The sequence below is a fragment of the Streptomyces sp. NPDC044984 genome, assembly GCF_040646935.1.
Lineage (GTDB): Bacteria > Actinomycetota > Actinomycetes > Streptomycetales > Streptomycetaceae > Streptomyces.
Genome location: NZ_JBEZBE010000004.1, coordinates 190,051 through 215,304, shown reverse-complemented (window position 1 = coordinate 215,304; position 25,254 = coordinate 190,051). Strand labels below are relative to the sequence as shown.

The 25,254-nt window shown below is 71.8% G+C and carries 24 protein-coding genes and 2 pseudogenes; 14 read left to right on the top strand and 12 right to left on the bottom strand.

Annotated elements, in window-relative coordinates; genetic code table 11:
* The first annotated feature begins 176 nt into the window (after positions 1-176).
* Entirely contained in the window at positions 177-749 is a 573-nt protein-coding gene (locus AB0A94_RS06480; protein WP_361739680.1) for a DinB family protein, read from the top strand.
* 87 nt (positions 750-836) lie between these two features.
* Here AB0A94_RS06480 and AB0A94_RS06475 read toward each other — a convergent pair whose 3' ends face one another.
* A complete protein-coding gene (locus AB0A94_RS06475) occupies positions 837-2,198 on the bottom strand; it encodes a glutamine synthetase family protein (RefSeq protein ID WP_361739677.1) in 1,362 nt (453 codons plus the stop codon).
* Between the two features lie 285 nt (positions 2,199-2,483).
* Positions 2,484-2,927: an Rrf2 family transcriptional regulator gene (locus tag AB0A94_RS06470; protein WP_361739674.1), complete on the bottom strand. Its 444-nt coding sequence runs from the start codon at positions 2,925-2,927 to the stop codon at positions 2,484-2,486.
* 179 nt (positions 2,928-3,106) lie between these two features.
* Here AB0A94_RS06470 and AB0A94_RS06465 point away from each other — a divergent pair, with 179 nt between their 5' ends.
* From AB0A94_RS06465 to AB0A94_RS06455, 3 genes are read left to right on the top strand one after another with little or no spacing between them, the layout of a single operon-like run.
* Positions 3,107-3,769: a DUF3105 domain-containing protein gene (locus AB0A94_RS06465; protein ID WP_361739671.1), complete on the top strand. Its 663-nt coding sequence runs from the start codon at positions 3,107-3,109 to the stop codon at positions 3,767-3,769.
* Positions 3,766-4,389, top strand: coding sequence for a DUF305 domain-containing protein (locus AB0A94_RS06460; RefSeq protein ID WP_361739669.1), 624 nt, complete (start codon positions 3,766-3,768; stop codon positions 4,387-4,389). The genes AB0A94_RS06465 and AB0A94_RS06460 overlap by 4 nt, the downstream gene beginning before the upstream one ends.
* A 49-nt stretch (positions 4,390-4,438) precedes the next feature.
* Positions 4,439-6,199 (top strand): NAD+ synthase, encoded by a 1,761-nt coding sequence (locus AB0A94_RS06455; protein WP_361739666.1) that lies wholly within the window; start codon positions 4,439-4,441, stop codon positions 6,197-6,199.
* Positions 6,200-6,291: 92 nt separating this feature from the next.
* On the opposite strand, the gene AB0A94_RS06450 is transcribed toward AB0A94_RS06455, so the two are convergent.
* The 4 genes from AB0A94_RS06450 to AB0A94_RS06435 all read right to left on the bottom strand — a co-directional run bounded on the left by AB0A94_RS06450 (position 6,292) and on the right by AB0A94_RS06435 (position 11,151).
* Entirely contained in the window at positions 6,292-7,509 is a 1,218-nt protein-coding gene (locus AB0A94_RS06450; RefSeq protein WP_361739663.1) for an MFS transporter, read from the bottom strand.
* A 114-nt stretch (positions 7,510-7,623) separates the two neighbouring features.
* Complete coding sequence (locus AB0A94_RS06445; protein ID WP_361739660.1) at positions 7,624-8,679, bottom strand: endonuclease/exonuclease/phosphatase family protein; 1,056 nt, start codon at positions 8,677-8,679, stop codon at positions 7,624-7,626.
* A gap of 186 nt (positions 8,680-8,865) precedes the next feature.
* Entirely contained in the window at positions 8,866-9,486 is a 621-nt protein-coding gene (locus tag AB0A94_RS06440) for a TetR/AcrR family transcriptional regulator (RefSeq protein WP_361739658.1), read from the bottom strand.
* Positions 9,487-9,561: 75 nt separating this feature from the next.
* Positions 9,562-11,151, bottom strand: coding sequence for an MFS transporter (locus AB0A94_RS06435; protein WP_361739655.1), 1,590 nt, complete (start codon positions 11,149-11,151; stop codon positions 9,562-9,564).
* A 191-nt stretch (positions 11,152-11,342) separates the two neighbouring features.
* Between AB0A94_RS06435 and panB the strand changes: the two genes are divergently transcribed.
* The 3 genes from panB to AB0A94_RS06420 all read left to right on the top strand — a co-directional run bounded on the left by panB (position 11,343) and on the right by AB0A94_RS06420 (position 14,417).
* On the top strand, positions 11,343-12,221 hold the full coding sequence (gene panB / locus AB0A94_RS06430) for a 3-methyl-2-oxobutanoate hydroxymethyltransferase (protein WP_217136775.1): 879 nt from the start codon (positions 11,343-11,345) through the stop codon (positions 12,219-12,221).
* Between the two features lie 346 nt (positions 12,222-12,567).
* Complete coding sequence (locus AB0A94_RS06425) at positions 12,568-13,596, top strand: ATP-binding cassette domain-containing protein (RefSeq protein WP_361739651.1); 1,029 nt, start codon at positions 12,568-12,570, stop codon at positions 13,594-13,596.
* Complete coding sequence (locus tag AB0A94_RS06420) at positions 13,593-14,417, top strand: ABC transporter permease (RefSeq protein ID WP_361739648.1); 825 nt, start codon at positions 13,593-13,595, stop codon at positions 14,415-14,417. The genes AB0A94_RS06425 and AB0A94_RS06420 overlap by 4 nt, the downstream gene beginning before the upstream one ends.
* Here AB0A94_RS06420 and AB0A94_RS06415 read toward each other — a convergent pair whose 3' ends face one another.
* Positions 14,418-17,699: a BTAD domain-containing putative transcriptional regulator gene (locus tag AB0A94_RS06415; RefSeq protein WP_361739645.1), complete on the bottom strand. Its 3,282-nt coding sequence runs from the start codon at positions 17,697-17,699 to the stop codon at positions 14,418-14,420.
* A gap of 156 nt (positions 17,700-17,855) precedes the next feature.
* Here AB0A94_RS06415 and AB0A94_RS06410 point away from each other — a divergent pair, with 156 nt between their 5' ends.
* Positions 17,856-18,656, top strand: a complete 801-nt coding sequence (locus AB0A94_RS06410) for a site-2 protease family protein (RefSeq protein ID WP_361739642.1) — start codon at positions 17,856-17,858, stop codon at positions 18,654-18,656.
* On the opposite strand, the gene AB0A94_RS06405 is transcribed toward AB0A94_RS06410, so the two are convergent.
* Positions 18,646-18,840: a hypothetical protein gene (locus AB0A94_RS06405; RefSeq protein ID WP_361739639.1), complete on the bottom strand. Its 195-nt coding sequence runs from the start codon at positions 18,838-18,840 to the stop codon at positions 18,646-18,648. The two genes, AB0A94_RS06410 and AB0A94_RS06405, sit on opposite strands and share 11 nt — an antisense overlap.
* Before the next feature lie 66 nt (positions 18,841-18,906).
* Positions 18,907-19,620, bottom strand: coding sequence for an NADPH-dependent F420 reductase (gene npdG, locus AB0A94_RS06400; protein WP_361739636.1), 714 nt, complete (start codon positions 19,618-19,620; stop codon positions 18,907-18,909).
* Between the two features lie 140 nt (positions 19,621-19,760).
* Between npdG and AB0A94_RS06395 the strand changes: the two genes are divergently transcribed.
* A complete protein-coding gene (locus tag AB0A94_RS06395) occupies positions 19,761-20,363 on the top strand; it encodes a hypothetical protein (protein ID WP_361739634.1) in 603 nt (200 codons plus the stop codon).
* A gap of 14 nt (positions 20,364-20,377) precedes the next feature.
* Here the strand turns inward: AB0A94_RS06395 and AB0A94_RS06390 are convergent, their stop codons facing one another.
* Positions 20,378-20,608 carry a hypothetical protein gene (locus AB0A94_RS06390; RefSeq protein WP_361739631.1) on the bottom strand — a complete coding sequence of 77 codons (231 nt, stop codon included), beginning with the start codon at positions 20,606-20,608 and terminating at the stop codon, positions 20,378-20,380.
* An 83-nt stretch (positions 20,609-20,691) separates the two neighbouring features.
* Between AB0A94_RS06390 and map the strand changes: the two genes are divergently transcribed.
* Complete coding sequence (map, locus tag AB0A94_RS06385) at positions 20,692-21,549, top strand: type I methionyl aminopeptidase (RefSeq protein ID WP_361739628.1); 858 nt, start codon at positions 20,692-20,694, stop codon at positions 21,547-21,549.
* A gap of 143 nt (positions 21,550-21,692) precedes the next feature.
* On the top strand, positions 21,693-22,340 hold the full coding sequence (locus tag AB0A94_RS06380) for a biliverdin-producing heme oxygenase (RefSeq protein WP_361739625.1): 648 nt from the start codon (positions 21,693-21,695) through the stop codon (positions 22,338-22,340).
* 242 nt (positions 22,341-22,582) lie between these two features.
* Here the strand turns inward: AB0A94_RS06380 and AB0A94_RS06375 are convergent, their stop codons facing one another.
* The gene (locus AB0A94_RS06375; protein ID WP_361739622.1) at positions 22,583-22,957 is read right to left on the bottom strand and encodes an ATP-binding protein; all 375 of its coding nucleotides are present in this window, start codon (positions 22,955-22,957) and stop codon (positions 22,583-22,585) included.
* Positions 22,958-23,077: 120 nt separating this feature from the next.
* Here AB0A94_RS06375 and AB0A94_RS06370 point away from each other — a divergent pair.
* Positions 23,078-23,747: pseudogene (locus AB0A94_RS06370) on the top strand (DUF5753 domain-containing protein); the annotation flags it as partial.
* Positions 23,744-23,947, top strand: a complete 204-nt coding sequence (locus AB0A94_RS06365) for a DUF397 domain-containing protein (protein WP_361739620.1) — start codon at positions 23,744-23,746, stop codon at positions 23,945-23,947. The pseudogene AB0A94_RS06370 and the gene AB0A94_RS06365, both read left to right, overlap by 4 nt.
* On the opposite strand, the gene AB0A94_RS06360 is transcribed toward AB0A94_RS06365, so the two are convergent.
* Positions 23,928-24,953 carry an NAD(P)-dependent alcohol dehydrogenase gene (locus AB0A94_RS06360; RefSeq protein ID WP_361739617.1) on the bottom strand — a complete coding sequence of 342 codons (1,026 nt, stop codon included), beginning with the start codon at positions 24,951-24,953 and terminating at the stop codon, positions 23,928-23,930. The two genes, AB0A94_RS06365 and AB0A94_RS06360, sit on opposite strands and share 20 nt — an antisense overlap.
* On the opposite strand from AB0A94_RS06360, the pseudogene AB0A94_RS06355 reads away from it, so the two are divergent.
* A pseudogene (locus AB0A94_RS06355) lies at positions 24,934-25,242 on the top strand (TetR/AcrR family transcriptional regulator); the annotation flags it as partial. The gene AB0A94_RS06360 and the pseudogene AB0A94_RS06355 overlap by 20 nt on opposite strands.
* Between the last annotated feature and the right edge of the window lie 12 nt (positions 25,243-25,254).

The following is a 25,254-nucleotide window of genomic DNA, read 5'->3' as shown; positions in this document are numbered from 1 at the left end:
GTCTGTCGTTGACAGTAGGGGCACGCCCGAGGGACTGGCAAGGTTCCGCGCAGTTACGGAATACAGCCTTCCGATTCATGCGGCCCACCGCCTCCGCACGTTCTAGGACAAGATCTGACCTCAATGGCTCCTAGCGTGGTCCTCGACCGACGGAAGAACCCCGGAAGGCGGAGATCATGACTGTGAACGAACCGGTCACCCAGGAACGGGCCACTCAGGAACAGGCCGAAGCCCCGGCCGTCACCGGCGAGCGCGCCGACCTGCTGGAGACGCTGGCCAAGCACCGGCACTTCCTGCGCCTCACCACCCGCGACCTCACCGACGAGCAGGCCGGGCTGCGGACCACCGCCAGTGAGCTCTGCCTGGGCGGTCTGATCAAGCACGTCACCTCGGTCGAGCGGAACTGGGTGGCCTTCATCCTGAACGGCCCCTCGGCGATGGGGGACTTCACGGCCATGACCGAGGACGACTGGGCCCGGCGGGCCGACGAGTTCCGGATGCTGCCCGGTGAGACGCTGGCCGGTGTGCTGGCCGAGTACGCCGACGTGGCCGCCCGGACCGACGACCTGGTCGCGGCCCTGCCCGACCTCGACGCCGCATGGCCCCTGCCGAAGGCTCCGTGGTTCGAGTCCGACGCGCGGTGGTCGGCCCGCAGGACGCTGCTGCACGTCATCGCCGAGACCGCCCAGCACGCCGGCCACGCCGACATCATCCGTGAGTCGCTGGACGGCTCCAAGAGCATGGGCTGACCGCCGGGGCGCCCGCGGAAGGGGCCGAGGCACACGGCCATCGGTCCCGTACGCCCCGTCAGCCGGACACCCGACGGCGGCCCGCGCCTACAGCACCGGCAGGTTCTTGCGCAGCTCGAAGGCGGTGACCTCGGAGCGGTACTCCTCCCACTCCTGCTTCTTGTTGCGCAGGAAGAAGTCGAAGACGTGCTCGCCGAGGGTCTCGGCGACCAGGTCGCTGCGTTCCATCAGGGTCAGGGCCTCGCCCAGGTTCTGCGGCAGCGGCTCAATGCCCAGCGCGCGGCGTTCCGCGTCGGACAGGGCCCACACGTCGTCCTCGGCGCCCGGAGGGAGCTCGTAGCCCTCCTCGATGCCCTTCAGGCCGGCGGCCAGCAGGACGGCGTAGGTCAGGTACGGGTTGGCGCCGGAGTCGATGGAGCGGACCTCCACGCGCGCCGAGCCGGTCTTGCCGGGCTTGTACATGGGCACGCGGACCAGCGCCGAGCGGTTGTTGTGGCCCCAGCAGATGTACGACGGGGCCTCGCCGCCGGCGCCGGCCGTGCGCTCCGTGCCGCCCCAGATGCGCTTGTAGGAGTTGACCCACTGGTTGGTGACCGCGGACACCTCCGCCGCGTGCCGCAGCAGGCCCGCGATGAAGGAGCGGCCGACCTTGGAGAGCTGGTACTCCGCGCCGGACTCGTAGAACGCGTTGCGGTCGCCCTCGAAGAGGGAGAGGTGGGTGTGCATGCCGGAGCCGGGGTGCTCGGAGAAGGGCTTCGGCATGAAGGTCGCCTGGACGCCCTGCTCGAGGGCCACCTGCTTCATGACCAGGCGGAACGTCATGATGTTGTCGGCCGTGGAGAGCGCGTCCGCGTAGCGGAGGTCGATCTCCTGCTGGCCGGGGGCGCCCTCGTGGTGGGAGAACTCCACCGAGATGCCCATCGACTCCAGCATGGTGATCGCCTGGCGGCGGAAGTCCATGCCGACGTTCTGCGGGGTGTGGTCGAAGTAGCCGGAGTTGTCCGCGGGGGTCGGGCGGCTGCCGTCCAGCGGCTTGTCCTTCAGCAGGAAGAACTCGATCTCCGGGTGGGTGTAGAAGGTGAAGCCCAGGTCGGAGGTGCGGGCGAGCGCGCGCTTGAGGACGTAGCGCGGGTCGGCGAAGGACGGGGAGCCGTCCGGCATGAGGATGTCGCAGAACATGCGGGCCGTACCGGGGGCCTCGGCACGCCAGGGGAGGATCTGGAACGTCGACGGGTCCGGCTTGGCGATCATGTCGGACTCGTACACCCGGGCGAAGCCCTCGATGGCGGAGCCGTCGAAGCCGATCCCCTCGTCGAACGCCTGTTCCAGCTCGGCGGGGGCGACGGCCACCGACTTGAGGAAGCCCAGCACGTCGGTGAACCACAGGCGCACGAACCGGATGTCGCGCTCCTCCAACGTCCGGAGCACGAACTCCTGCTGCTTGTCCATCTTCCGCTTCCCCATCCTTGCCGGTCGGGCCACCTGTCCGCTCCCACGCCCCCAGGAGGCGGCCGGGCGTCCCGAGCATCCCACCACACCAGCGTTTCATACGCGTTGCCGACCTCGATCGGCCGGCTTGCCGCGGCCTGAACGCCTCGCACACGACAGGTGTACCGCTCCGGGGCCCATCTTGCCCGTTCGGGCCGGCATCCGTAACGGGCGGCTCAGGGCCGGTGGCTCACGGCCGGTGATTCACGGCCGGTGATTCACGGCCGGCGCCTTGCGGCCTGCGGCTCACGGTCTCGGGGAGATGCCCAGCAGGAGGGGGCCCGTGGGGGTCGTGACGATGTCCGCCACCGTGACCGGGTCCAGCGAGGCGAAGAACGCCTCCTGGGCCCGGCGCAGGGCGCCGCGCAGCCGGCAGGCCGAGCTCAGCGGGCAGGGGGACGAGGTGGCGGTGCCCTCGCAGTCGACGACGTCGCCCTCGCCCTCGAAGGCCCGGACCAGGGCACCCACCGAGGCGGTGCGGCCCTCCTCCGTGAGCGCGAGGCCGCCTCCCCTGCCGCGGCGGGCCGTGAGCAGGCCCATGCGCTGGAGCTCGGCGACGACCTTCGCGGCGTGGGTGTAGGGCACGTCCACGGCTTCCGAGACGTCACGCGTCGTCGGATGGGAGTCGCCGGCCACGGCGAGGCGCATGAGGACCCGGAGAGCCAGGTCGGTGGAGCGGAGGAGCCGCATACCAGGCAGCGTAAGTAATACGCATCTGGGGTTCAAATTATTCGGTGTGGAGAATGTGTACGAGGGCGTGCTCGCGGGTGCCGGGCCGGATTCCCGCGCCCCCTACGGCTCGCCCCACCTTCCCCATTACGATCAGTTGATCCGTTCGTCACACTCTTCCTCTCCCGAAGGACACTCCCATGGGCTCCGCCAAGAAGAGCAGCGCGTCACGTTCGGCGCGCATAGAGGAGATGCGGCGCGCCGAGAAGGCCCGCGAGCGCCGCAACCGGCTCCTCGTCATCGCCGCCAGTGTGGTGGTCGTCGCCGGACTCGTCGCCGGCAGTGTGGTGCTCGTCCAGTCGCAGTCGGACGACGGCGGCGGCGCGGCCGCCGACTCGAAGAACTCGGGCAAGTTCGTCACGGGTGCCGACGGCGTGCGGAAGTGGGAGGGCGAACTCGGGCGCAACCACGTGACCAAGGCGGTGGACTACGCCGTCTCGCCCCCGGTCGGCGGTGACCACAACCCGGTGTGGATGAACTGCAACGGGGACGTCTACACCGACGAGATCAACAACACCAACGCCGTGCACTCGCTGGAGCACGGTGCCGTGTGGGTGACGTACAACGCCTCCGCCGACGAGGCGGACGTCGAGGCGCTCGCGGCGAAGGTGAAGAAGACGCCGTACACGCTGATGAGTCCGGTGGACGGGCAGAAGGACCCGATCATGCTGTCCGCCTGGGGGCACCAGCGGACGGTGACCGGGGCGAAGGATCCGAACGTGGACGCGTTCTTCGAGAAGTTCGTCCAGGGGGAGCAGACGCCCGAGCCGGGGGCCGCCTGCACCAACGGGCTGTCCGAGTGAGGCAGGCGGGACTGATCGCGGGGGCCGCGGCCACGGCGCTGGTCGCGGCCGGGGCGATCACTTACGCGGTGGCCGGGGACGAGGGGTCCTCGGGCACGGTCCCGTCCGCGGCGTCCGCGGACGCCGGGTTCGCCCGGGACATGGCCGTGCACCACCAGCAGGCCGTCGAGATGTCGTACGTCGTGCGGGACCGCACGGACGACGAGGAGGTCCGGCGGCTCGCCTACGACATCGCCCAGACGCAGGCCAACCAGCGGGGCATGCTGCTGGGCTGGCTGGACCTGTGGGAGCTGCCCAAGGTGTCCGCGGATCCGCCCATGACCTGGATGGGCATGGGGGACACGGCCTCCGGCGAGGACGGGGCGCTGATGCCGGGGATGGCGACCAACACCGAGATGAAGCGGCTGGGGTCGCTGAGTGGGGAGCGGGCGGAGGTCTTCTACCTGCAGCTCATGACGGACCACCACAAGGGCGGGGTGCACATGACCCAGGCGTGCGTCCGGGCGTGCGAGGTGGGGGTCGAGAAGCGGCTCGCGCGGACCATGGTGGAGGGTCAGGAGTCCGAGATCGCGCTGATGGCGGGGATGCTGGAGGAGCGGGGGGCGGCGGCCCGGCCGTGACGGACGGGGCTCCGGGACATCGCGTCGCTTTGACGATTACACTGGGCCCGTGCCTCAACTACGTCTCGCCCTGAATCAGATCGACTCGAGCGTCGGCGACCTCGCCGGCAACGCCGAAACGATCGTCCGCTGGACCCGGCACTCCGCCGAGCAGGGAGCGCACCTCGTGGCGTTCCCCGAGATGGCGCTGACCGGGTATCCCGTCGAGGACCTCGCCCTGCGGTCGTCCTTCGTGGAGGCCTCGCGGGCGGCGCTGCGCTCGCTGGCCGCGCGGCTCGCCGAGGAGGGGTTCGGGGACCTTCCGGTGGTCGTCGGGTACCTCGACCGCAGCGCCGCCGCCCAGCCGAAGTACGGGCAGCCGGCCGGTGCGCCGCAGAACGCGGGCGCCGTGCTGTACGGGGGTGAGGTGGTGCTGAGCTACGCCAAGCACCACCTGCCGAACTACGGCGTCTTCGACGAGTTCCGGTACTTCGTGCCCGGCGACACCATGCCGGTGGTGCGGGTGCGCGGGGTCGACGTCGCCCTCGCCATCTGCGAGGACCTGTGGCAGGACGGGGGGCGGGTACCGGCGGCGCGGTCCGCGCGGGCCGGGCTGCTGCTGTCGATCAACGCCTCGCCGTACGAGCGGGACAAGGACGACACCCGGCTGGAGCTGGTGCGCAAGCGGGCGCAGGAGGCCGGGTGCACGACCGCGTACCTCGCGATGATGGGCGGGCAGGACGAGCTGGTCTTCGACGGGGACTCGATCGTGGTGGACCGTGACGGCGAGGTCGTGACGCGTGCGCCGCAGTTCGCCGAGGCGTGTGTCGTGGTCGATCTCGAGCTTCCGGCGGCGGAGGCCGACGCGCCGACGGGGGTCGTCGACGACGGGCTGCGGATCGACCGGGTCGTGCTGTCGGAGGCGCCCGTGCCCGCGTACGACGCCTCGTCGTCCGGGGGGTACGCCGAGCGGCTCGACGACGACGAGGAGGTGTACTCCGCGCTGGTGGTCGGGCTGCGGGCGTACGTCGCGAAGAACGGGTTCCGGTCGGTGCTGATCGGGCTGTCCGGGGGGATCGACTCGGCGCTGGTCGCCGCGATCGCGTGCGACGCGGTGGGCGCGGAGAACGTGTACGGCGTGTCGATGCCGTCGAAGTACTCGTCGGAGCACTCGAAGGACGACGCGGCGGAGCTGGCGCGGCGCACCGGGCTGAACTACCGCACCGTCGCGATCGAGCCGATGTTCGACGCGTACATGGGGGCGCTGGGGCTGACGGGGCTGGCGGAGGAGAACCTGCAGTCGCGGCTGCGGGGGACGCTGCTGATGGCGATCTCCAACCAGGAGGGGCACATCGTGCTGGCGCCGGGGAACAAGTCGGAGCTGGCGGTGGGGTACTCGACGCTGTACGGGGACTCCGTGGGGGCATACGGGCCGATCAAGGACGTGTACAAGACCTCGGTGTTCCGGCTGGCGGAGTGGCGCAACCGGGCGGCGGTGGAGCGGGGGCAGACGCCGCCGATCCCGGAGAACTCGATCACGAAGCCGCCGAGCGCGGAGTTGCGGCCGGGGCAGGTGGACACGGACTCGCTGCCGGACTATCCGGTGCTGGACGCGATCCTGGCGCTGTACGTGGACCGGGACCGGGGAGCGGACGAGATCGTCGCAGCCGGGTTCGACGCGGAGCTGGTGACGAAGACGCTGCGGATGGTGGACCGGGCGGAGTACAAGCGGCGGCAGTATCCGCCGGGCACGAAGATCTCCCCGAAGGGCTTCGGCAAGGACCGCCGGCTGCCGATCACGAACGGCTGGCGCGAGGGCGTGCGCGTCTGACGCCTGCGGTGGGCGGGTGGGTCGGGACCGCGCCGGGGGTGTCCGCATGCCCGCCGGCTCCCCCGGCCCACCCCAACGCCGTACGCCCCCGCTCAGACGCCGCTCGCCTCGTGCTGCCGCGGCACACCCCCCGCGACCACCCGCTCGCGGCCGGCGACCGGCGTCACCCTGCGGTCCACCGCGTACGCCACCGCCGCCACCCCGACGCCGAAGGCGGACAGCAGCGCCCCCGCGAGCGCCGGCGACGTCGTCCCGAAGCCCGCCGACAGCGCCAGGCCCCCGATCCACGCGCCACCCGCGTTCGCCAGGTTGAACGCCGCCTGGTTGGCCGAGGAGGCCAGGGACGGCGCCGCGGCCGCCTTCTCCATCACCATCAGCTGCAACGGCGACCCCGTCACGAACGCCGCCGTACCGAGCGCGGTCACCGCGAGCGCCGCGCTCACCTCCGTCCGCATCAGCAGCGGGAACAGCGCCAGGATCGCCGTCAGCGAGACCAGGCCGCCGAACAGCGTCCCGCGCAGGGAGTGGTCGGCCAGCCGGCCGCCCAGCAGGTTGCCGGCCGTGGCGCCCACGCCGAACAGGGCCAGCAGCAGCGTCACGCTCGTGCCGGCGTACCCCGCGGGTCCGGTCAGCATCGGCGTGATGTAGCTGTACGCCGCGAAGAGGGCGCCGAAGCCCGCGACCGTCGTGCCGAGGGCCAGCCAGACCGGGAGGGAGCGCAGGGCGGCCAGTTCGCCGCGCAGTGCGGACCGCGGGGCGGGGGTGTGGTCCCGGGGGATCAGGAGGGCCAGGGACGCTATCGCCGCCAGGCCGATGGCGCTGACCCCGAGGAAGGTGGCCCGCCAGCCGAAGTTCTGGCCCATGAGCGTGGCCACGGGGACGCCCGCCACGTTGGCCGTGGTCAGGCCGAGGAACATCAGGGAGACCGAGCGGGCCTTGCGCTCCGGGGCCACCATCGTCGTGGCGACCACCGCTCCCACGCCGAAGAAGGCGCCGTGCGGGAGGCCGCTGAGGAATCGGGCGGCCAGCAGCCAGGTGTGGTCGGGGGCGAACGCCGAGAGGACGTTGCCCGCCACGAAGAGGGCCATGAGGGCGATCAGGACCGTGCGGCGGGCCGTCCGCGCGGTCGCGGCGGCCAGCAGCGGGGCGCCGACGACCACGCCCAGGGCGTAGGCCGAGACCAGGTGACCCGCGCCGGGAAGGGAGACGCCGAGGTCGTCCGCGACGTCGGGGAGCAGCCCCATCATCACGAACTCGGTGGTACCGATGCCGAAGGCACCCACGGCGAGGGCGAGCAGGGCCAGGGGCATGACGTGCGGACCTTTCAGAGGGCGGGATATGTTCACGTGCGGAACAAAGTCTCGCAGGTCCGGTATTCCGTTGTGTGACGAGCGGATGAAGGGAGGGCGGCTGACCTGCGGTTTTCAGTCGTCCTGTGTGGTGACCCTCACACGGGCCGCGATGGGGAGATGGTCGCTCGCCGTGGCCGGGAGGGTCCAGGAGCTCTCCGGTTCGGCGCCCTTGACCAGGATCTGGTCGATCCGCGCCATCGGGAACGACGCCGGCCAGCTGAAGCCGAAGCCGCTGCCCACGGCGCCCTGGGTGGAGCGCATCTGGGAGGTGACGGCGTTCAGGGCGCGGTCGTTCATCGTGCCGTTCAGGTCGCCGAGCAGGACGACGTTCGGCAGCGGCTCGTCGGCGATGGCCTCGCCCAGGGCGTCGGCGCTCTTGTCCCGCTGACGGGCCGTGAAGCCGGCCTCCAGCTTCACCCGGACCGAGGGGAGGTGGGCGACGTAGACGGCGACCTGGCCCGCGGGGGCGTCCACCGTGGCGCGCATCGCGCGCTTCCAGCCGAGGCGGATGTCGACCGCCCGCACGTCGCTCAGGGGGTACTTGCTCCACAGGCCGACGGTGCCGACCACCTCGTGGTACTCGTACGTCGACTCCAGGGCCCGCTCGTACGTCGGGACCGCCGAGGCCTTCAGTTCCTCGAGGGCCAGCACGTCCGCGCCCGAGGCCGCCACGTCGCGGGCGGTGGCGGACGGGTCCGGGTTGTCGGCGTTGACGTTGTGCGTGGCCACCGTGAGGTCGCCGCCTCCGGTGTCGGTCTTGTCGGTGAGCAGGCCGCCGAAGAGGTCCAGCCAGACGGCCACCGGCAGGATCGTCGCGATCAGCGCCGTCGCCGACCTGCGGATCAGACCGAGGACGAGCAGCACGGGGATCAGCAGCCCCAGCCAGGGCAGGAAGGTGTCCACCAGGCTGCCCAGGTTGCCGATCGCGTTCGGGATGTGGCCGTGGGCCAGCATGACCAGCGCCAGCAGGACCGCACAGGCGGCCAGGACGAGGCCGCGGCGCCAGATGCGGCGGTCGCCGCGCCAGCCTCTGGTGAGGCGCTCGCGCAGGCGCCGGAACCGGGTCGGCTGCGGCCCGGGCCCCGAACCGCCGTTGTCCGTCTCCGTCATGTACGCCTGCTGCGCCATACCGTCGCCTCACAACCTGCCGTGCACGCCGTCACCCCGTGTGTCCGTAAAGACCCTAGGGGATGATCGGTTCTGTTCCTGCCGCCCCGCGACGGCCGTACGGGGGCGAGGACGCGCGGGGGCGCCCGGGGAGTTCCGGGCGGGGGTGGGGAAAGCGCCCTCTGTGACGAAACGCGCACCTCGCGACTAGCCGCTGACGGGGCGTAGGCCTTCGAGGAGGATGTCGACCACCTGTTCGGCGAGGTCGTCCGGGAGGTCGGCGTCGGGGCGCAGGACGGTGCGGACGAGGAGGGGACCCACGACGATGTCGTTGAGGAGTTCTATGTCGACGTCGGCGCGCAGTTCGCCGGTCTCCCGGCCCCGGCGCAGCGCCTCCAGGCCGAGTCTGCGGCGCGGCACGATGACGGTGTCGTGGTAGGCGGCCCAGAGGTCGGGGCTGCTCTTCATCTGGGCGCGCACGTTGTGCAGGATCGCCGAGGTGCGGCCCGCCAGGCCCCGCCGGCGCAGGGACTCCAGCAGGACCACGAGGTCGTCGCGCAGGGAGGTGCCGGGGAGTTGGGGGTCCGGGGGCTCGGCGGCGCGCATGACGTCGACGAAGAGCTGCTCCTTGCCGCTCCAGCGGCGGTAGATGGTGGCCTTGCCGACGCCGGCGGTGCGGGCGATGCGCTCGATGGAGAGCTCGGCGAGGGGCACGCCGTCCTCCAGGAGTTCCATTACTCCCTCGATGATGGCGCGTTCGACCGCCTCGCTGCGGGGACGTCCCCGTGCGGGGCCGTCCTGCCGGGGGTCGGTGCCGGCCGGGCTCACGTCGTCGGGTCCTTTCGGTGGGCTGGGACGATTCTCCCCGGTGGGTGGCGGGAACGGTCCACCGCCCGGGGGTTCTCAGTCCGCCGCCGGGACCAGTTCCCGCTTCCCCTCGTCCCCTTCGGACGTCGGCGTACGGCCGGGCAGGAACACCACGGCGACGATCGCGCACAGCACCGTGATGCCCGCCCCCCACAGCGCCGTGATGTGCATCGCGTGCAGGAACGCGTCGTCGGCCGCGCCGGCCAGGACTTCGCCGCGCGCGCCCAGCCGGTCCGCCACGGCCAGGGTGGCCTCGATGGACTCACCAGCGGCGTGCCGCGCGCCGGGCGGCAGCAGGCCGAGCTCGTCCTCGATGCCGTTGCGGTAGGCGGTGGACAGCACCGAGCCGAGTACGGCGATGCCGAGGGCGCCGCCGACCTGGCGGAAGGTGTTGCTCAGGGCGGAGGCGGAGCCGGCCTTCTCGCGGGGCAGGGCCTGCATGATGACGACGCTGACCGGTGTCATGACGTACGCCATGCCGGTGCCCATGAGGAAGAAGACGACTTCCAGCGTCCAGATCGGCGTGTCCCCGTCCAGGGTGGCGAACGCGGCCAGTGTCCCCGCGAGCACCACCAGGCCGGTGGCCGTGGTGGCCTTGTCGCCGAAGCGGTCCACCAGGAGGCGGGCCTGGGGCGCGAAGATCATCTGCGTGGCGGCCAGCGGCAGCATCAGCAGCCCGGTCTCCAGCGGCGAGTAACCGCGCACGCTCTGGAGGTAGAACACCGCGAAGAACGTCACGCCCATCAGCGCGAAGAAGACCAGCGCGACCGCCGCGATCGCGGCGGAGAACACCTTGTTCCTGAAGTAGGTGACGTCGACGGACGGGTGGTCGCTGCGCTTCTCGAACGCCACGAACGCGGCGAGCACGGCGAGACCGGCGCCGATCGTCGACACCACCGTGACGTCGGTGAAGTCGGCGAGCTGGCCGCCCTTGATGATGCCGTAGACCAGCAGGACCAGTCCGGCCACGGACAGGACGACGCCGACCGGGTCGATCCGGCCCGGGTTCGGGTCACGGGAGTCGGGGACCAGCCACAGCATCAGGGCGACGGCGAGGACCACGATGGGCACGTTGACGAGGAAGACCGAACCCCACCAGAAGTGGTCCAGGAGGATGCCGCCGGTGATCGGGCCGATGGCGATGGCCAGGCCCACGCCGCCCGTCCAGACGCCGATGGCCTTGGGCTGTTCGTCGCGTTCGAACACGTTCATCAGGACCGCCAGGGTGGCCGGCATGACGAACGCCGCGCCCAGCCCCATCACCGCGCGGAAGCCGATCAGCTCGGCCGGTGAGCTGGAGAACGCGGCGAGCGCCGAGCCGGTGCCGAACGCGACGAGACCGCCGATCAGCATCTTCTTGCGGCCGAGCCGGTCACCCAGCAGCCCCGCGCTGAAGAGCAGACCGGCGAAGACGAGCGTGTAGGCGTTGATCGCCCACTCCAGCTCGCTCTGGGTGGCGCCCAGGCCGGTGGGGGCGGGGGTGGAGATCGTCTTGATGGCGACGTTCAGGATCGAGTTGTCGAGTACGACGATCAGCAGGCTCAGCATCAGCACGCCGAGGATCGCCCAACGGCGCCGGTGCACGGCCTCCGGGACCCGGCGGACAGGGGTGGGGGGAGGAGTCATGCGCCCCAGAGTAGTCATTTACGATACGAGACCGTATCGTATCGAAAGCGTTTCGCCCCGTTCTTGCCGGAATATCACACGGCGGAACTCACAGGGCGGCCTCTGGCCCTCGTCCGGGCGAGGTGCCACCATGGACGTGGTCCGGGGACGCCGTCAGGGCGCCTCGAGATGACGTGTTGGGAGACGGTTCAATGACGCAGCTTTCGGCTGCCCAGACCGGGACGACGTCCGGTTCCCCCTCCGACGGCAGGACGCTGTACGGGGGCAAGGGCACGCGCCGTATCACTGTCCGCGACATCGCCGCCGCCAAGGAGCGCGGCGAGAAGTGGCCCATGCTCACCGCGTACGACGCGATGACCGCGTCCGTGTTCGACGAGGCCGGCATCCCGGTGATGCTCGTCGGCGACTCCGCGGGCAACTGCCACCTCGGGTACGAGACCACCGTGCCCGTCACCCTCGACGAGATGACCATGCTGTCCGCCGCGGTCGTACGGGGCACCTCGCGCGCCCTGATCGTGGGCGACCTGCCCTTCGGCTCCTACCAGGAGGGTCCGGTGCAGGCGCTGCGCTCGGCGACCCGGCTGGTGAAGGAGGCCGGTGTCGGCGCGGTGAAGCTGGAGGGCGGCGAGCGGTCGCACCGGCAGATCGAGCTGCTGGTGGAGTCCGGGATCCCGGTGATGGCCCACATCGGGCTGACGCCGCAGTCGGTGAACGCGATGGGCTACCGGGTGCAGGGTCGGGGCGAGGAGGCGGCGCAGCAGCTGCTGCGGGACGCCAAGGCCGTGCAGGACGCGGGGGCGTTCGCGGTGGTGCTGGAGCTGGTGCCGGCGGAGCTGGCGGCCGAGGTGACGCGGGTGCTGCACATCCCGACCGTCGGGATCGGGGCCGGGCCTCAGACGGACGCGCAGGTGTTGGTGTGGACCGACATGCTGGGGCTGACGGGTGGGCGTGTGCCCAAGTTCGTCAAGCAGTACGCGGATCTGCGTGAGGTCATGAGCGGGGCGGCGAAGGCGTTCGCCGAGGACGTGGTGGGCGGGACCTTCCCGACGGAGGCGCACTCCGTGCACTGAGCAGCTCCGCTGCTGTTGAGCCATTGCCGCACCACCGGCCGGCCCCGCCGATCTTCCCCCGTCGGCGGGGCCGGCGCATGTCCGGGGCCGGGCGGGGGGTGTTCGCGCAACCCGGCGCTTGCGGGGTGCCGTCGCGCCCACCCGTGCCGCCCCAGCGGCACGACTGCCCGCGGGGACGGAGGCACCGCGCCCGCGGGAACGGCGGCACGCGCCCGCGGGAACGGCGGCACGTACCCGCGGGAACGGAGGCACGTACCCGCGGGAACGGAGGCACGTACCCGCGGGAACGGCGGGCTGTCGGTGGGATGTCGGGGGTTTGTCGGTGGGGGGCGGCAGAGTCGGGGGCATGAAGCGAAACGACAAGGACCTGGGGGGCGCGGGGAGCGCCGTCACCGTGCGGGGGCTGGTCAAGCACTACGGGGAGACCAAGGCGCTGGACGGGGTCGACCTGGATGTGCGCGAGGGCACCGTGATGGGGGTGCTCGGGCCGAACGGGGCCGGGAAGACCACGCTGGTGCGGATCCTGTCCACCCTGCTCACGCCGACCGCCGGACACGCCACCGTCGCCGGGTACGACGTGGTCCGCCAGCCGAGGCAGCTGCGCCGGGTGATCGGGCTGACCGGGCAGTACGCCTCCGTGGACGAGAAGCTTCCGGGCTGGGAGAACCTGTATCTGATCGGGCGGCTGCTCGACCTGTCCCGCAAGGAGGCCCGGTCCCGCGCCGACGAGCTGCTGGAGCGGTTCTCGCTCACCGACGCGGCACGGCGCCCGGCGGCCACCTACTCGGGCGGCATGCGGCGCCGCCTGGACCTGGCCGCCTCGATGATCGGCCGGCCGGCCGTGCTGTACCTGGACGAGCCGACCACGGGACTGGACCCCCGTACCCGCAACGAGGTGTGGGACGAGGTCAAGCGGCTGGTCGGGGACGGGGTGACGGTGCTGCTGACCACCCAGTACATGGAGGAGGCCGAGCAGCTCGCCTCCGAGCTGACCGTCGTGGACCGGGGCAGGGTGATCGCGAGCGGCGGCATCGAGGAGCTGAAGGCCAAGGTCGGCGGCCGTACGCTGCGGGTCCGCCCGGCCGATCCGCTGCAGTTGCGCCCGCTGGCGGACGCCCTCGACGCGCTGGGCGTCACCGGGCTCGCCACGACCACCGTGGACGCCGAGCGGGGTGCCGTGCTCGTCCCGGTGCTCAGTGACGAGCAGCTGACCGCCGTGGTCGGCGCGGTCACCGAGCGCGGCGTCACGCTCAGCTCCATCACCACCGAACTGCCCAGCCTGGACGAGGTGTTCCTGTCCCTCACCGGCCACCGCGCCAGTGCCCCGCAGGACACCGTGCCCGCCGAGACCCACGAGGAGGTCGTCGCCGTATGAGCGCCACCACCGCCACCACCGCCGCCGGCCTCCGCGCGGACGCGCGCATCCCGCTGCGCGGGCATCTGCGCCACACCGGTGCCCTGGTGCGCCGCAATCTGCTGTGGATACGGCAGGACCCGGAGTCGATGTTCGACGCCGTGCTGTTCCCGATCGTCTTCACCCTGCTGTTCGTGTACGTCTTCGGCGGCTCGATCGGGCAGTCGCTGGGCGGCGGGCAGGAGGCGTACGTGCAGTACATCGTGCCCGGACTGATGGCCATGATGGGCATGAACATGGCCCAGGGAGTGGGCACCGGCTTCAACCAGGACTTCAACACCGGGGTCATGGACCGTTTCCGGTCGCTGCCGATCGGGCGCGGCTCGGTGCTGTTCGCCAAGATCTCCGTCGAGATGATGCGGATGCTGATCGCCACCGCCATCCTGATGGTCGTCGGTGTGCTCGTCGGCTTCGACATCACCAACTGGCCGGGGCTGTTCGCCGCCGTGGGACTGTCCGCGGTGTTCGGCTCGGCCCTGATGTGGATCTTCCTCACGCTGGGTGTGGTGATGAAGAACGCGCAGTCGGTGCAGGCGATGGGCTTCCTGGTGCTGATGCCGCTGCAGTTCGGCTCGTCGATCTTCGCGCCGACCCAGTCGATGCCGGGCTGGCTGGAGTCCTTCACCCAGGTCAACCCGCTGTCCGCGCTGGCGGACGCCGCGCGCGGGCTGATGGTGGGCGGCCCGGTCGTCCACGACCTGTGGATGACCCTGGCCTGGTCGGTGGGGATCACGGCGGTGATGGCGCCGGTCGCGATCCACAAGTTCCGTACGAAGAGCTGATCACGCCGGTTCGAGCAGGGCGGCGGCCTCCGCCGGGGAGAGGCCGGCGCCCTCGGCGTACGCGGTGTCGTACGCCGCGCCGCCGAGTACCGCCCGGATCCGTGCCTCGGCACGTTCGCGCACCTCGTGTTCCACCTGCCCGGCGTGGTGTTCGGGCGGCAGCCAGGAGTCGGCCGCGCCGAGGCAGCGGGCCGCGTCCCGGGCGTGCCGCCCGCCGTCGACTCCGGCGAGGGCGACGGCGCCCGTCGTGACGTACGCCGAGGGCATGTAGGGCGCCATGGCGACGGACAGCGGGTCGCCCGCCTTCCGGATCGCCTCGCGGATGATGACCAGGGCCCGCTCGTCGTTGCCGTCGGCCACCTCCAGCCAGCCCTCGGCGCCGAGGATGAACGCGTCGAAGACGACGTAGTGCGCGATGCGGAACTCCTCGCGCAGCGCCCGCAGATGCTCCCGGGCCTCCGCCGTGCGACCGGTCACGCAGAGCCAGCCGGTCAGGAAGAGCCGGGCGGCGGGCAGCGCCTCGGTGTGCCGGCCCCTGGTGTCGTCGATGACCTCGCGCAGCAGCCGCTCGCCGCGCTCCGTCTCCCCCGCCTCCAGCAGCGCGCTGCCCAGCCGGGCGGTGAGGATGGCCGTGTGGGCGCGGGCGCCGAGGCGTTCGGCGTGCTCGATCGCCGCCTCGAAGTCCGCGGCCGCGGCCTCGTACGCGCCGACGCGTTCGCGGGCCTCGCCCCGCGCGGAGTGGGCCTCGGCGATGCCCCAGGTGTCGCCGAGCCTGCGGTGGATCTCCAGGGCCTCGTCGGCGTCGCGGCGCGCGTCACCGGCCCAGTCGCTGCGGTTGGCCAGGAAGTTGGCGCGCAGCTGGAGGTTGGAGGCCAGTTCCCATTCGAATCCGGGGTTCTCCCGGCAGGTGCGGATCGCCGCGTCGACCACGTGGCGCAGCCGCTCCATGTCGCCGGTCAGCATCACGGCGAACACCCAGAGCAGGCCGGGCGGCCGGCAGACCTGCGGCAGGCCCGGCTCGTACGTCGCGCCGACGAGGCGCAGCTTGTGCTGTGCCTGCGGGGTCTGCCAGTCGTCGAGTTCGGTGTCCATGTGGGCCAGGTGGGCCAGGTGCACCCCGCGGCGGGCCTCGGCGAGGAGCTCGCCGGCCATCGGGGGCGGGGCCTCGGTGCAGCGCTGCCACAGCGGGGCGGCGGGCCGCACCGGTTCGGTGAACGGGTCGGGGGCGAGGGCCATGACCTCGGAGCACCAGTTGCGGGCCTCGATGCGCAGGTTGCGCATCTGCCAGTACCAGACGAGCGACAGGGTGATGCAGAGCGCCTCCTGCTCGTCGCGCAGGGCGAGGGCGTGGCGCAGGGCCGTGCGCACGTTCTCGTACTCCCGCTCCAGCAGTGCGATGGCGGCCACCTGGTGCGGGCCGCGCAGCATCGGCTCGGTGGTGCGGGCGAGTTCACGGAAGTGCGTCAGGTGCGCCCGCTCCGCCTCCGCGCACCGGCCGGCCTCGTCGAGGCGTTCGTCGGCGTACTCGGCGACGGTCTCCAGGAGCCGGTAGCGCATCTCGCCGTCGCCCGAAGGGGCGGCCACGACCAGGGACTTGTCGACGAGGGAGCCGAGCGCGTCGAGGGCGGCCGGTCCGCAGACGGCCTCGGCGGCGGCGAGGCCGCAGCCGCCCGCGAAGACCGAGAGGCGGCCCAGTACGTCGCGTTCGTCCTCGTCGAGCAGGTCCCAGGACCAGTCGACGACGGCCCGCAGGGTCTGCTGCCTGGGGAGGACGGTGCGGCTGCCGGAGGTGAGCAGCCGGAAGCGGTCGTCGAGCCGGTCGGCGATCTGGCGCGGGGTGAGCATCCGCAGCCGGGCGGCGGCGAGTTCGATGGCCAGGGGCAGCCCGTCGAGGCGGCGGCAGATCTCCGCGCAGGCCGCCGCGGTGTCGGCGTCGGCGTCGGTGCGGAAGCCGGGGCGGGCGGCGGCCCCCCGGTCGGCTAGCAGGCGCAGCGCGACCGGCTCGGGCAGCGGCTCCACCGGACGCAGCAACTCACCGCGCACGCCGAGTGGTTCGCGGCTGGTGGCGAGGACGGTGAGTCCGGGGCAGCGTTCCAGCAGTGCTTCCACGAGGTGGGCGGCGGCCTCGACGACGTGCTCGCAGTTGTCCAGGATCAGCAGCATGCGGCGCGGTCCGCAGTGCTCGGCGAGACGCTCCACCGGGTCGTCGTGCCGTTCGGTGACGGCCCGCATGCTCTCGGCGCCGCCGCCGTAGAGCACGGTCTCGCGGGCGCCGACGGCGGTGAGGACGGCCTCGGGGACGGCGTCGGGGTCGTCGACCGGGGCGAGTTCGGCGAGCCACACGCCGTCGGGGAGGGTCTGCCGTACGGTCTCGGCGGCCTCCTGCGACAGCCGGGTCTTGCCGGCCCCGCCCGGTCCGAGCAGGGTCACGAGGCGGGCGGCGGTGAGGTCCGCGCGGATGGTCTCGATGTCGGCCTCCCGGCCGACGAACGAGGTCAGCCGGGCCCGCAGGTTGCCGGGCGGCGCACCGACCCGGGCTTTGGGCGCCGGCCCGGGTTCCAGCAACTCGGCGTGCAGGACGCGCAGTTCGGCGCCGGGGTCGGAGCCGAGGCGGTCCGCGAGCAGGCGTCGTACGTCCTCGAAGGCGGCCAGGGCCTCGGCGGTGCGGCCGGTGTCGCGCAGGGCGCGCAGCCGCAGCGCCTGGAGGGGTTCGTCGAGGGGGTGGTCCTCGCACAGCGCGGTCAGCTCGGGCAGGGACTGCTCGGCGTCGCCGAGGGCGAGGGCGGCGGTGTGCCGGGCGCGCAGCACGTCCAGGTGCCGGGTCGCCAGGCGGGCCGCGTCGGCGGTGCGGTCGGGCAGATCGGTGAGGGCGGGGCCGCGCCACAGGGCGAGGGCGTCGTCGAGGACGGCGGCCGCTTTCGCGGCGTCCCCGTCGGCCAGGGCGCGCAGGCCGTCGCCGGCCAGCCGCTCGAAACGGTGCAGGTCGATGTCGTCGGGCGCGGCGGTCAGCCGGTAGCCGCCGTCGACGGAGGCGATCCGGTCCGCGCCGAGCGTCCGTCGCAGCCGCCCCACCAGCGCCTGCAGCGCCCCGGTCGCGTCGGCCGGCGGATCCGCGTCCCCCCAGACCTCGTCGACCAGCAGGCCCACCGGCACGGTGCGCCCGGCCCGCAGGGCGAGCACGGTCAGCAGGGCACGCAGCCGCGCCCCGCCGACCGGGACGACGGTGCCGTCGGGACGGAGTGCCTGGGTGGTGCCGAGGATGCGATAGCGCACGGGGTCCATTCTCTCCGGTGACGGCCGGGACGGTCGCAGGGGCCGGGAGGAGGGCGTCGTCGTCCCCCACCCTGCGTGGAACCGGCGGCGCGCGCGAGACGTTCTCACCGTGCGCCCGGTACCGTCGGGCAGTCCCCGCGTGTGCCCGACTGTCCGAGGAGTCCCATGACCACCGCCGCCACCCGTCACAGCGACCGGAGGATCAGCCCGGTCTTCCTGGGGATCCTGGCCGTGACGGTGGTCACCGGGTGGGCCACCTGGACCGGGTTCGCGGAGCAGCCCGGGGTCGCCGTGTTCCTGTTCGTGACGGCCGCCTGGATCGTCTCCCTGTGCCTGCACGAGTACGCGCACGCGCGCACGGCGCTGCACAGCGGTGACATATCGGTCGGCGCGAAGGGCTACCTCACGCTGAACCCGATGAAGTACACGCACGCCCTGCTGAGCATCGTGCTCCCGGTCGTCTTCGTGATCATGGGCGGGATCGGTCTGCCGGGCGGGGCCGTGTTCATCGAGCGCGGCCGGATCCGGGGACGGTGGCGGCACAGCCTGATCTCGGCGGCGGGCCCGCTGACGAACGTGCTGTTCGCGGTCGTGTGCACGGCGCCGTTCTGGCTGGGCGCGCTGGACGGCGTACCGGCCGGCTTCCGCTTCGCGCTGGCGTTCCTGGCGCTGCTCCAGGTGACGGCCGCGATCCTGAACTTCCTGCCGGTGCCGGGTCTCGACGGCTACGGCGTGATCGAGCCCTGGCTGTCGTACAACGTCCGTCGGCAGGTGGAGCCGTTCGCCCCGTTCGGTCTGCTGTTCGTGTTCGCGCTGCTGTGGGTGCCGTCGGTGAACGGTGCGTTCTTCGACGTGATCGACTCGCTGCTGGGGATGCTGGGGATCGACGAGTTCGACACGTACTGCGGCTACGACCTGTTCCGCTTCTGGCGGGAGACGAGCGGGTACTGCTCGGTCAGCGCGTGACCGGCTTGCCGTCCCGCTCGGCCGCCCGTCCGCGCCGCAGGTAGTACCAGGTCATGTTGGACGACAGGCCCGCCAGCAGCACCCAGACGACGCCGATGAACACGCTGCCCCGCACGAAGGAGAGGACGGCCGCGGCGACGGCGAGGAGGCAGACGGCGAGGGCGTAGAGGGCGAGGCGGGGCATGGCTGCGGGCTCCTGTCGGGGGACACTGCTGAGGCACTGCTACGGCCCCCAGTGTCCCCCATCGCCTCATACGTCCGTGACGCGGAGCCCGGCGTGTGCCTTGTAGCGGCGGTTGACGGAGATCAGGTTGGCGACCAGCGACTCCACCTGGTGGGCGTTGCGCAGCCGTCCGGCGAAGACGCCCCGCATGCCCGGAATGCGCCCGGCCAGCGCCTGCACGGTCTCGACGTCGGCGCGGACCTCGCCGAGCACCATCACATCGGTGTCGATCTCGTCGATCTCCGGGTCCTGGAGCAGGACGGCCGACAGGTGGTGGAAGGCGGCGGTGACCCGGGAGTCCGGGAGCAGCGCGGCGGCCTGCTGGGCGGCGCTGCCCTCCTCCGGCTTCAGCGCGTAGGCGCCCTGCTTGTCGAAGCCGAGCGGGTTGACGCAGTCCACGACGAGCTTGCCGGCCAGCTCCTCGCGCAGGGATTCCAGCGTCTTGCCGTGGCCGTCCCACGGCACGGCGACGATCACGATGTCGCTGCGCCGGGCGGTCTCGGCGTTGTCGGCGCCCTCGACGCCGTGGCCGAGCTCCTCGGCGGCGGCCTGCGCGCGCTCGGCGGCGCGGGAGCCGATGATCACCTTCTGGCCGGCCTTGGCGAGCCGGTACGCGAGGCCCTTGCCCTGCGGTCCGGTGCCGCCGAGCACGCCGACGACGAGCCCGGAGACGTCGGGCAGGTCCCAGGGGTCCTTGGCGGGGGCCTTCGCGGGCTTCTGTTCGCTGTCAGTGGAGGTCATGGCCCGACTGTACGTCCGTGGCGGCACCGCGTCCGGTGGGCGTGAGCCCTGTCACGCGGTCCGGGCCGCATCCCCGGTTCGGGCGAACCCGGTTCGAACACCGGGACGTGGCGGCGCGGTTGGGGGAAGGATGCGGCCGCATGGATGCCGTACGGGTCGCGCTGCTGCGGGAAGTGCTCGCCGGGACGGAATGGCTGGGCGCCACCCGGCACTTCGCGGGGACGCTGCGCGGGTCGGTGGTCTCGCACGGGGGCGGTCTGCTGCTCGTGGGCACACCGGAGTACGAGCCGTGGCATCTGGCGGCGCACCTGGTGGACGAGGCCGCCTGGTCGGGCACACCGGAGCTGGCCCCCACGCTCGTACGGCACGACGCGCGCCCCTCGGACCCCGCGCACCTGGCGGTGGGTCTGGGGCGCCTGGCAGCGGCGCGGCGGGGTGAGACGCTGCTGGTGGTGGCGCCCGGGGAGACGGCCGCCCCGCTCCTCGACCGGGTGTGCGACGCCCGCCGGGCCGGGGCGACGGTGCTGTCCCTCGGCCCCGGGGAGGGTGAGCTCCCGGCGATGGCCCACGAGGTCCTGCCCGTGCCCGACGGCTCCGAGCTGGACCTGGACACCGTGCAGCACCTGGTCAGCGCGGCGGCCGGCGAGGACGTCCGGCCGGCCCGCCGGGGCCCCCGCCGCTTCCGGGACCGGCTGTCGCGGCTGGCCGACCTGCTGACGGCCCCGCCGCCGACGCGCTGGTAGCCGCCCCGGCGCGGTCAGCCGTCGTCCCGCTCGCCCGCGGGGGCGTCGCGCCACCTGGAGTCGTTCTCCCACTGGAGATTGCGCTCGCGGGCCGTCTCCATGGCGTGCTCGGCCTCGGTGCGGCTCGTGTACGGGCCGAAGCGGTCCTTGCCGGGGCAGTCGGGGCCCTCCTCGACCTTCTTGTGCTCCAGGCAGTAGTACCACTCGCCCGGCTTTCCGACCGTCCGCTTCTTGAACAGGGGCATGTCCGGCTCCTCTCACCGTCTCACCGTCTCACCGTCTCGCCAGGAAGATGGTCCCCCGTCGCCGCTGAATTAGACTCGCCGGCATGTCTGGCCAGTCGCTGCTCGTCCCTGGGGAGCTGTCCCCCACCCGTTCCGTGCCCGGGAACATCCGTCGTCCCGAGTACGTCGGCAAGCCCGCCCCGACTCCGTACACCGGTCCGGAGGTGCAGACGCCCGAGACGGTCGAGGCGATGCGGACCGCCGGCCGGATCGCCGCGCGGGCGATGGAGGAGGCCGCGAAGCTGATCGCGCCCGGTGTGACGACGGACGAACTGGACCGGGTGGCGCACGAGTACATGTGCGACCACGGCGCCTACCCGTCGACGCTCGGCTACCGCGGCTTCCCCAAGTCGCTGTGCACGTCGGTCAACGAGGTGATCTGCCACGGCATCCCGGACACGACGGTGCTGCGCGACGGCGACATCGTCAACCTGGACGTGACGGCGTACATCGGCGGGGTGCACGGCGACAACAACGCGACCTACCTGGTCGGTGAGGTGGACGAGGAGAGCCGGCTGCTGGTCGAGCGCACCCGTGAGTCCCTCGCCCGCGCGATCAAGGCGGTCAAGCCGGGCCGGCAGATCAACATCATCGGCCGGGTGATCGAGTCGTACGCGAAGCGGTTCGGCTACGGGGTCGTCCGTGACTTCACCGGCCACGGCATCAACACGTCCTTCCACTCGGGCCTGATCATCCCGCACTACGACAGTCCGCACGCGACGACCGTGATGCAGCCGGGGATGACCTTCACCATCGAGCCGATGCTGACGCTGGGGACCCACGAGTACGACATGTGGGACGACGGCTGGACGGTGGTCACGAAGGACCGCAAGCGCACGGCCCAGTTCGAGCACACGCTGGTGGTGACGGACACGGGGGCGGACATCCTGACCCTGCCGTAGCCCTTCCCCCGTTCCCCCTGATTCCCTCGGCCCGCCCTCTTCCGGAGGGCGGGCTTTTCCATGCCGTGGCAGAGTGGAAGTTACCGACAACCCGTCGGCAAGCTATTGACTTAGGTAAGCCTAACCATAGAAGATCTGGACTCATGGACTCCTTCTCGACCCTCATCCGCACCGCCTCCCACGAGCAGCACATGGAGGCGGAGACGTCGACGTTCATGAGCGATCTGCTGGGCGGCCGGCTGGGCGTGGACGCGTACGCGCGCTACACCGAGCAACTGTGGTTCGTGTACGAGGCCCTGGAGTCCGGTGCGCAGGAGCTGGCCTCGGACCCGGTGGCGGGCCCGTTCATCCAGCCGGAGCTGTTCCGGCTGCCCTCCCTGGAACGCGACCTGGCCCATCTGCGCGGCCCCGACTGGCGCTCGACGCTGACCGCACTCCCCGCCACCCGCGCCTACGCGGCCCGCGTCGCCGAGTGCGCCCGCGCCTGGCCGTCCGGCTACGTCGCCCACCACTACACCCGCTACCTGGGCGACCTCTCCGGCGGCCAGATCATCCGCGGCAAGGCGGAGAAGACGTGGGGCTTCGCGAGGAAGGGCGACGGCGTCCGCTTCTACGTCTTCGAGGACATCTCCAACCCGGCGGCCTTCAAGCGGGGGTACCGCGAACTGCTGGACGCGGTCCCGGCGGACGACCTGGAGAAGCAGCGGATCGTGGCGGAGTGCAAGCGGGCGTTCGCGCTGAACACAGACGTCTTCCGGGCGCTGGGCGAGGAATTCCCCTTGTCGGCGTGATTCCCTGGGCTTTTCACGGCGACGTGGGGTGGGGTGCCTTCGCTGAAAGCGTGAGCAGTGGACAGGGCAATGTCAGTCAGGCGCTCAGATGAGTGACGTATGGACGGTGAGGGCTGAAATGCTCACGCTTTTCAAGTGAGTGGGGCAGCGGGGGCTTTTCAACGCCTTTCGTTCCGGACGTCGTGGAGAACCGGGACGGCTTGGACGACGGCGCCGATTCGGGCCCGACGCAGGAGATCCCATCATCCGGAGCACTCCCCCGTCCGGACCATGACCGCCGCCACCTCACGCACCTCGGGTTCGGCCACGATGCCCGGAGCCTTCAGCTCCGCGAACACCGTCTTCCCGATCCCGGCGGGACGCGTCCCGTAGCCCCACCGATGGGCGAGCGCCGATACGAGGAGCAGGCCCCGCCCGCCGGTCTCGTCCCCACCGGGCTCCCGCACCTCGGGGCATCCGCCCCCAGAGTCGCTCACCTCCAGCCGCAGCAGTCCGTCCGCCATGGAACGACTGATCCGCACACCCACCTGCCGATCACCCGGCGCCGGGACGCGCAACGCGTTGGTGACGAGTTCCGAGAGCACCAACTCGGCGTTGTCCGGCGTTTCCTGGCCCACACCCCAGTCACCGAGCACGGCATGCGGCAGCGCCCGGGCACGGGGGGACGCTACGGCGACTGCGAGGCAGTCGGAATGTGATGTCGTTCGACGAGGTCATGGGGGTCTCCTCCGTTCTCGGACGCCGAGCTCCGTGGCCGACTCGGCACGCTCGCCCGCAAGGCCAATCGACGCCGCAGGCAGGGGTGGTGGAATCAGTAGGGATCGGTGCCGGCCGACACCTATCGCGACTACATCGCGCTCGAAACCATGGCCGGAACCATCCGCACCTTCCAGGCACAACTGGTGCCGGGCCTGTTGCAGACCCCGGAGTACATCCGTGCCGTGACCGTCGCCTCGCACCAGTGGCAGACGGCCGACGAGATCGAGCAGTTCGTCCAGGTGCGCCTCGCCCCGTCAGGAACATCTGGTCAGCGACTCACCGCTCGAGCTGTGGGCGGTGCTGTCCGAAGCCGTGCTCCTTCAACAGGTCGGAGGACCGGAGGTGCTGGCGGCGCAGTTGGAACAACTTCTGACCGTGTCCGAGCAGCCCAACGTGACTGTCCAGGTCCTGCCGTTCTCCCGTGGAGCCCATGTGAGTATGTTCGGGCCATACGTAGTACTGGGCTTCCGGGAGGAAGCGGCGCTCGACGTGGTGCCGGCGGACAACCCCACCGGTTCGATGTGGTTGGAGCGAGAGGCCGAAGTCGCGCGCTACCAGGAGTTGTTCGACGCCGCTCGCACGTCTGCGCTCTCCCCCGTGGAATCCCGCACGGTCATCCGACGCAGGGCCAAGGAGCACAGGACATGAACACCGCACGCCACGGCACGCCGGACCTGTCGGGCGCGAAGTGGCGTAGCAGTACCCACAGCGGCGGCAACAACGAGTGCCTCGAACTCGCCCACGGCATCCCCGCCCTCGCGCCCGTCCGGGACAGCAAGAACCCCGCCGGGCCGGTGATCCCTTTCGGCCGGGACGCCTGGGGTGCGTTCATCGCACAGCTGGGCTGACGTCCAGGTCGGACATGTCGAGCACGAGGCGGTAGCGGACGTCGTTGCGGCCGAGGCGGTCGAGCGCCTCGTTCACCCGCGCCGAGGCGAGCAGTTCGATGTCGGCGGTGATGGCGTGCTCGGCGCAGAAGTCCAGCATGGCCGCGGTCGCGGGCCTGCCGCCGCTGCCCGCGGAGCTGAGCTTCTTGCGGCCCACGAGCAGGTCCGTGGTCTCCACGGTGACGGGTCCGAGGTGTCCGACGAGGCTGAGCGTGCCGTCCATGGCGACCAGTCGCAGGTAGGGGCCGAGGTCGTGCGGGGCGGAGACGGTGTCGATGACGACGTCGAACCGGTCACGGGCGTCGGCCGACTGTTCCGGGTCCGTGGAGACGACCAGGCCCCGGGCGCCGAGACGGCGGGCGTCGTCGGCCTTCTCGGGTGAGCGGCTGATGACCCACGTCTCGGCTCCCAGCGCCACGGCGAACTTGACCGCGAGGTGTCCGAGGCCGCCCAGGCCCGCCACGGCGACGCGGGTCCCCGGGCCCACGCCCAGGGAGTGGAGCGGCTCCCAGACCGTGACCCCGGCGCAGAGCAGAGGTGCGGCGGCGGCAGGATCCAGGCCGGCGGGGAGCGCGTGGGCGAACCCTTCACGGACGACGTACTCGCGGGAGTAGCCGCCCGGGGTGGTCGATCCGTCGTGGCGGTCGGTGCCGCCGTAGGTCAGGGTCGGGAAGGTGTGGCAGAAGTTCTCCTGGCCGGCCCGGCACATGGGGCAGTCGCCGCACGAGTCGACGATGTTGCCGACCGCCACGGCGTCGCCGACGGAGAAGCGGGTGACCGCGGGTCCGGTACCGGTCACCACGCCCGTGAACTCGTGCCCTGGCACCATTGGACGGCCCGCCGCGGCATCGTGGCCGCGGACCGCGTGCGGATCGCTGTGGCAGACGCCGCAGTAGTCGACCCGGACCGCGAGGTCGTCGGGGCGCAGGTCGCGCCGCTCCAGCGATGTGCGCCGCCCCGACCTCATCCGGCTGGCCACCTGGGCGCGCCTGGAGCGCCGCCCGGCCGGCCACCTGGTGGGGAACCACGATCGCCACCACGACGCCAAGCTGCGCGCCATCGCCGACGCGCAGGCCGCGGGCCTGGTGCGGCAGGGAGACCCGTTCGACGTGATGGCCGTGGTCATCGCCATGTCCATGGCCTGGTCACCGGTGAGCAACGTCTACGCGGCGACCGCCGAGGAGCCCTCCGAGCTGCACGAGCAGCGTCGCGCCCTGCTCCGCGAGAGCGTGCGCCGCGCCATGACGGCCGGCTGATCCGCTCCTGGC